General features: G+C 72.1%; 4 protein-coding genes. 1 reads left to right on the top strand and 3 read right to left on the bottom strand.

The window, feature by feature from the left end; all coding sequences use genetic code 11:
* On the top strand, positions 1-2,804 hold a 2,804-nt coding region (locus E3O23_RS05180; RefSeq protein ID WP_134488838.1), incomplete at its 5' end, for a TM0106 family RecB-like putative nuclease.
* 151 nt (positions 2,805-2,955) lie between these two features.
* On the opposite strand, the gene E3O23_RS05175 is transcribed toward E3O23_RS05180, so the two are convergent.
* From E3O23_RS05175 to E3O23_RS05165, 3 genes are all read right to left on the bottom strand, one after another.
* A complete protein-coding gene (locus E3O23_RS05175; RefSeq protein WP_134488836.1) occupies positions 2,956-5,841 on the bottom strand; it encodes a cation-translocating P-type ATPase in 2,886 nt (961 codons plus the stop codon).
* Positions 5,842-6,036: 195 nt separating this feature from the next.
* A complete protein-coding gene (pcp, locus tag E3O23_RS05170; protein WP_134488834.1) occupies positions 6,037-6,681 on the bottom strand; it encodes a pyroglutamyl-peptidase I in 645 nt (214 codons plus the stop codon).
* A 164-nt stretch (positions 6,682-6,845) separates the two neighbouring features.
* Positions 6,846-7,535: gamma-glutamyltransferase (locus E3O23_RS05165; RefSeq protein WP_174776598.1), on the bottom strand; the 690-nt coding region annotated here is incomplete at its 5' end.

Below are 7,535 nucleotides of genomic sequence, written 5' to 3'. Positions count from 1 at the left end.
GCGCCGAGGCAGGCTCGCCCGGCACGGCCAGCACGCCCGCCACATCCGCAGCACCCGGCACGCCCGGCACGGCCAGCGCGCCCGCAGCGCCCGCCCCGCCCGGACAGCCCAGCCCGACCAGCGAGATCCCCGGCATCGCCGACAGCACCCTCGCCGCCCTGCGGTCCCAGGCGCGCCTTCAGGTCAGCGCGGTCCCGGGCGCGCCGCCGCCGATCGAGGTCTACAACCCGTCGGCCCTGGCCGTGCTGCCCGAGCCGAACCCGGGCGACATCTTCTTCGACTTCGAGGGTGACCCGCTCTACACCGAGGGCGCCGGCGAGAGCTGGGGACTCGACTACCTCTTCGGGCTCGTCGAGCCCGACGACACCTTCCGCGCGTTCTGGGCGCACAGCTGGGCCGAAGAACGGGTCGCGCTTCGCGGCTTCCTCGACTACCTCGGCGCCCGCCGCGCCGAATTCCCGGGCATGCACGTGTACCACTACGCCTCCTACGAGCGCACGCACCTGCTGAACATCGCCGCCCGGCACGGCGTGGGCGAAGACGAGGTCGACCAGCTGCTGCGCGACAACGTGCTCGTCGACCTCTATCCCGTGGTGAAGAAGGCCATCCGGGTCGGCTCGCACTCCTACTCGATCAAGAAGCTCGAGCCGCTCTACATGGGCGACGACATCCGCGACGCGGAGGGCGTCACGAACGCGGCGGACTCGATCACCGCGTACGTTGTCGCCCGGGAAGAGCAGGTCACCGGCGATGCCGCCGAGGGGCAACGGATGCTCGACTCCATTGCCGACTACAACCGTTACGACTGCGTATCCACGCTGCGCCTGCGCGACTGGCTGCTCGCCCGGGCGGCCGAGCGCGGCATCCCGATCGGGGCGATGCAGCCCGAGAGGGACGTCACCGAGCTCGAGCCGTCGCCGCTCCGGGAGGCGCTGCTCGAGCTCGCCGGCGATCCGCTCGACCAGGGTCGTGACGCCGAGCACACGGCGGCGGCGTTCGCGGCCGCCGCGATCGACTACCACCGCCGGGAGCAGAAGAGCTTCTGGTGGGGCCACTTCGCCCGCCTCGCGCAGCCGATCGAGGTGTGGCGGGACACCCGGGACGTGCTCGAGGTCCACGACGTTCGGGTGGAGCGGGACTGGTACCGAGAGGGCGGCCAGCGCGTCGACCGGCGTGAGCTCTGGCTGCGCGGGCAGTGGGCGCCGGGCAGCAGCGTCAAACCGGGCGACCAGGCCGGACCCTTCCTGCTCTACGACTACCCGGGGCCCTTCCTCGACCCCACGGCCGACGCGGGCTCCCGGTGCGCCAAGCCGGTGAAGATCCTCGCGGTCGACGACGACGGCAGCGTCCTCGTCGAGGAGACCCTCGGCAAGGACGTCGAGCCCTACACGCACCGGCCGATGGCGTTGGCCCCCGCGTCACCGCCCAAGGCGGGCAGCCAGAAGCCCGCGATCGACGAGTGGGCGCAGGCCATCGTCGACGCCCAGCCGGGCTGGCCGGACGACCCGATGGTCGACATCCTGCGCCGCGTCCCGCCGCGCACCCGCTCGGGCGCGCTCGCGCCGGTGGCCCCGTCCGATGAGCACGGCCGGGACCGGATCGACGCGGTCGTGGCGAGCCTGCTCGACCTCGACAACTCCTACCTCGCCGTGCAGGGACCGCCCGGCACCGGCAAGACCTACCTCGGCGCCCACGTCATCGCCGCCCTCGTGCGGAAGCACCGCTGGAAGATCGGCGTCGTCGCCCAGTCGCACGCGGTCGTCGAGACCCTGCTGGATGCCATCGTCAAGGCCGGCCTCGACCCGAGCCTGGTCGGCAAGGTCGCCCAGGCCGGCAGCTCGCCGGGCGCGGCCGAGGATGCCGCGTTCACTGTCCTGGCCAAGGACGGACAGCTCCTCTTCGGCCTCGACAACGCCGCCACGGGCTTCGTCGTCGGCGGCACAGCCTGGGACCTGAGCAATCCCGCCCGGATTCCCCGCCGCAGCCTCGACCTGCTGGTCGTCGACGAGGCCGGCCAGTTCAGTCTCGCCTCGACCATCGCGGCCAGCGTCGGCGCGAGGAACCTGATGCTCCTCGGCGACCCGCAGCAGCTGCCGCAGGTGAGCCAGGGCACGCACCCCGAACCGATCGACCAGTCGGCGCTCGGCTGGGTGAGCGCCGGGCACGACGTGCTGCCGGGCGAGCTCGGCTACTTCCTCGCCGAGAGCCGCCGGATGCACCCCGCGGTGACCGCGCCGGTGTCGCGCCTGTCGTATGAGGGGAAGCTGCGGTCGCATCCGGTCGCCGCCACGCGGTCGCTCGAGGGCGTCGAACCCGGCCTGCACATTGTGTCGGTGCGGCACGTCGGAAACTCGGTTGAATCGCCCGAGGAAGCCGCCGAGGTGGTGGCGCTCGTGCGCTCCCTGCTCGGCACGCTGTGGACGGACCCGACCGAGGACCGCTTCGACGAGCCCATCGCCGAGGACGACATGATCGTCGTCACGCCGTACAACGCGCAGCTGGGCACAGTGCGGGCCGCCCTGGCCGCGGCCGGCTACTCGCACGTGCGCGTGGGCACCGTGGACAAGTTCCAGGGCAAGGAGGCGGCCATCGCGATCGTGACCCTGGCGGCATCCTCGGCCGACGACGTGCCCCGGGGCATGTCCTTCCTGATCATGAAGAACCGCTTGAATGTCGCGATCTCTCGGGCCAAGTGGGCGGCCTACCTCGTCTACTCGCCCGCGCTCACCGACTACCTGCCGGTGACCCCGGCCGGCGTCGCGGAGCTCAGCGCGTTCATCACCCTGGTCGAGCCCGTCGCGTAGGCCCCGCCGCCCGCTCAGGCCCGGGTTCAGTTGCGGACAAAGTACCTTCCCAGCGCGAACGAAGGTACTTTGTCCGCGACTCAATCGCGCATCGCGCATCGCGCATCGCGCATCGCGCATCGCGCATCGCGCATCGCGCGACGCGCAGCGCTCAGGCGCGATCCAGCCCCCGCAGCACGACCTTCCGCAGCTCCTCGACCCAGAGGACCCCGGAGGCCATGGCCACGCAGATCAGCCAGTGCACGGCATCCAGCCGGGCGGTGCCGAACGCGACCTGCAGGAAGGGGAGCTGCACCACGGCCACCTGCAGCAGCACGGTCAGCGCAATCGCGCCCCACAGCCACCGGTTGACGAAGAGCCGGCGGAACGCGCTGCTCGTCTCGGATCGGGCGTTGAACGCATTGAAGAGCTGCGCGAAAACGAGCGTCGTGAAGCCGGCCGTGCGGGCGACGGCGAGGCTGTCGTCGCCGGGCAGCAGCCCGCCGGGCAGGAACAGGTCGATCGTCGCGAGGGTCACGATGGCCATCACCACGCCGGTCGAGAGGATGCCGAGCCACATGCGCGCGTCGACGGCCGGGTCGGTCAGCCCGCGTGGCGGCCGCGCCATCACGTCGTCGATCTCCGGGTCGACGCCCATCGCCAGGGCGGGGCCCGAGTCGGTGACGAGGTTGATCCAGAGGATCTGGGTGACCAGCAGCGGCAGCACCACGGCCTCGTCGCTCGCGCCGGACAGGCCGAGCGCCCCGGCGAACAGCACGCCGAGGAACACGGTCAGCACCTCGCCCATGTTCGAGGAGAGCAGGTAGCGCAGGAACTTCCGGATGTTGTCGAAGATCACCCGGCCCTGCCGCACGGCCACGACGATCGTGGCGAAGTTGTCGTCGGCGAGGATCATCGTGGCGGCCTCTTTGGTCACCGCCGTCCCGGTGATGCCCATGGCCACGCCGATGTCCGCCGACTTCAGCGCGGGGGCGTCGTTCACCCCGTCCCCGGTCATCGCGACGATCTGCCCGTTCGCCTGCAGGGCGTCGATGATGCGCAGCTTGTGGCGCGGGGAGACGCGGGCGAAGACGGATGCCCGGCGCACGGCATCCGCCAGCCCCGGCTCATCGAGGCGGTCGAGTTCCAGCCCCGAGATGGCCGTCGATCCCGGCGGCACAATGCCGAGGTCGCTCGCGATGCGCGCGGCCGTGCCCGGGTGGTCGCCCGTGATCATGATCACCCGCACGCCGGCGCGGTGCGCCTCGGCGATCGCGGCGGTGGCCTCGTCGCGCGGCGGGTCGATGATGCCGACGACTCCGGTGTAGATCAGGTCGTGCTCGTGTGACTCGTCGATCGGCGTGCTGCCCGGATCGACGTGGCTGTACGCGACGCCGAGGGTGCGGAAGGCCTGCGCGGAGAGCGCCCGGACGTCCTCGTGCGCTCGCCGCCGGCGCTGCTCGTCGAGGGGAACGACCGCCTCGCCGACCTGGATGCGGTTGCAGCGCTCGAGCAGCACATCCGGCGCGCCCTTGCTGAAGATCCGCAGGCTGCCGTCCGCCTTCTCCTCGTGCAGGGTCGACATCATCTTGCGGTCCGAGGTGAACGGCACCTCGCCGCGGCGGCCGAACCGGGCGACCCGGCCGTTCGTGCCGACGAGCTTGCCCGCGGCGACGAGGAAGGCGGCCTCGGTGGGATCGCCCTGGATCTCCCACACGCCGTCGTGCTCGAGCAGCTGGGCGTTCCCGGCCAGCGAGCCGATGCCGAGCGTCCGCAGCACCTCGGCGTGCAAGGCCGGGTCGCTGAGGTCCGGGTCGCTGAGGTCCGGGTCGCCGCGGTCAGCGCCGCCGAGGTCAGCGCCGCCGAGGTCCGGGTCGCCGCGGTCCGCGCCGCCGAGGGGCCGGCCATCGGCATCCAGCACCTCGCCCTCCGGCCGATAGCCCACGCCGGTCACCCGGGCCTCGCCGGACGCGGTCAGCACCCGCTCGATCGTCATCTCGTTCTTCGTCAGCGTGCCCGTCTTGTCGGCGCAGATGACGGATGCCGCCCCGAGCGTCTCCACGGACTTGAGGTTCTTGACCACAGCGTTCCGCCTGGCCATCCGCTGCACCCCGATCGAGAGCACGACCGACAGGATGGCCGGCAGCCCCTCGGGCACGGCCGCGACGGCGAGCGAGATGCCGAGCAGGAACACGGTGACGTAGTCGGCCGGCGTGGAGACGCCCTGCGCGAGCACGATCGTGAGCATCACGACGAGGGCGATGCCGATGACGACCAGGCCCAGGGTGCGGCTGATGCGCTCGAGCTCCCTCTGCAGCGGAGTGACGTGGGCGGGCGTCGCGTCGAGCATCGTCGCGATCGCGCCGACCTCGGTGTCCATGCCCGTGCCCGTCACGACGGCCCGGCCGACGCCCTCGACGACCGAGGTGCCCTTGAAGACCATGTTCAGCCGGTCGCCCAGTTGCGCTGCGCCGGGCAGGGTGTCCGGGCGCTTGCCGACCGCCTCGCTTTCGCCGGTGAGTGAGGCCTCGGCGACCCGCAGCGCGCTCTCCGACAGGAGCCGGGCATCCGCCCCCACATGGTCGCCCTCCCCGAGCACGAGCACGTCGCCGCGCACGAGGTCGGCGCTCGGCACGGTGGCGAGTTCGCCGCTGCGCAGCACGGTGGAGGATGCCGCCGTCATCGTCGAGAGCGCGGCGACCGCATCGCCGGCGCGGGCCTCCTGCACGAAGCCGAGCACGGCGTTCAGCACGACGATCGCGGCGATGACGATCGCGTCGATCGGCCAGGAGTCGGACCCGTCGGCCCGCTCGAAGAGCCACGCGCCGATGGAGACCGCCACCGCGACGAGCAGCAGGTAGACCAGCGGATCGTGGAACTGGGCGAGGATCTTGCGCCAGATCGGCACGGGCGGGATCCCGCGGAGCTCGTTCGGGCCGTCGCGCTCCAGGCGTCGGGCGGCCTCGGCGACGCCCAGGCCCACGGCGGGGTCGACCTCGAGCCCCCGGGCGACATCCTCGGCGTCGACGCGCGAGGGGTGGGCCGTTTCCGCTCCCATGCTCAGCGAGATCCGTCGATAGCCATGAGATCAGTGTGTCGCAGTCGCGGGCCGGGCGCTGCCAGGCCTGGGCCGAGCGTGACGCCTGTCGCGCGGCGAGACCCGCTGAGTTGCGGACAAACACCCTTCATTTCGCCCGGGAAGGTACTGTGTCCGCGACTCAACCTGGGCTGGGCTGGGCTGGGCTGGGCAGGGTCAGTGCAGCGCGCCGCCCGGGGCGCGTACGTCCGCCGTCGCGTCGAGGCTGGTCCGCACGATGGCCAGCAGCGCGAGGGTGGCCAGCTCCACGGACATGCTCGGCTGGTCGCCGCCGGCAGCCTGGCCGGGGGCGTACGGGATGTGCACGAAGCCGCCGCGGGCATCCGGGCGGTCGGCCTGCAGGGTGTGCATGAGCCGGTAGAAGATGTGGTTGCAGGTGTAGGTGCCCGCTGTTTGCGACACGGATGCCGGGATGCCCGCCTGGCCGAGCGCCTCGACGCAGGCCTTGATCGGCAGCGTGCTGAAGTAGGCGGCAGGCCCGTCGGGCGCGATCGCCGCGTCGACGGGCTGGAAGCCGGCGTTGTCGGGGATCCGGGCGTCGTCGATGTTGATCGCGACGCGTTCGAGCGAGATCCCGGGGCGCCCGCCGGCCTGGCCGACCGCGATCACAAGGTCGGGCCGGAAACGGTCGAGCGCCTCCGCGAGGGCCCGGTCGCAGGCCTCGAAGTCGACCGGGATCTCGGCGATGTGCACGTCTTCGGGCCCGTCCCAGAGCGCCTGCGCGCGCAGCACCGCCTGCCAGGAGGGGTTGACGGTTTCGCCGTCGAACGGTTCGAACCCGGTCAGCAGGATTGAGGTCACGGGGTTGCTCCTTCGATATCGGTCGTTACCTGTGTTCTTATGCGAATTCGACGGTGGTTTTGCGACGAATCGGGTTTTCGGGCCTCGATAGGCCCGATCCGCCCAAAATGTCCGTCGAATTGGGCAGGGAGGGTGAGGCGCCGGTTGGGGTGACGGATGCCACGCTACCGGCCGGCCGCGTAGCCCTGGGCGCCGCGGGGGTTGGCGGCGGCGCCGAGCAGGCCGGTGCGCGGGTCGCTGGTGACCGCGGACAGGCGGCCGAGCGACCAGTCGCCGGCCCGGGTGACGCGGTGGCCGCGGCGCTCGAGCTCGGCGATGACCTCGTCGCCGAGGCGGTCCTCGACGACGGCGCCGCCGGGGGTCCAGGTGCGCGGCCAGAACGACTCCGGCACGGAGGTCGTGTGAAACGCGGGCGCGTCGATCGCCTGCTGCGGGGAGTAGCCGCCGACGATCGTGCGCAGCAGGTAGAGCAGTTGCCACTGGTCCTGCTGGTCGCCGCCGGGGGAGCCGACGGCCGCGACGGGCTTGCCGTCCCGGAGCACGAGGGTCGGGGTCAGGGTCGTGCGCGGGCGCTTGCCCGGGGCCAGGGTCGACGGCGCCCCGGCCTCCAGCCAGGTCATCTGCAGCCGGGTGCCGAGGCAGAAGCCGAGCTTCGGGATGGTGGGCGAGGACTGCAGCCAGCCGCCGGAAGGGGTGGCGGAGATCATGTTCCCCCACCGGTCGACGACGTCGATGTGGCAGGTGTCGCCCCGGGTCTCGCCGGTGGGCGCGACGGTCGGCTCGCCGGCGCCCGCGACGGGCGGCGCGACGGTGGGTTCGCCCGCGCGCGCGACGGGCGGCGCGACGGTGGGTTC

The organism is Cryobacterium tagatosivorans (assembly GCF_004402215.1).
Classification (GTDB): Bacteria; Actinomycetota; Actinomycetes; order Actinomycetales; family Microbacteriaceae; genus Cryobacterium; species Cryobacterium tagatosivorans.
The sequence above is the reverse complement of the archived record's forward strand: the minus strand, read 5'-3'. Positions and strand labels throughout refer to the sequence as shown.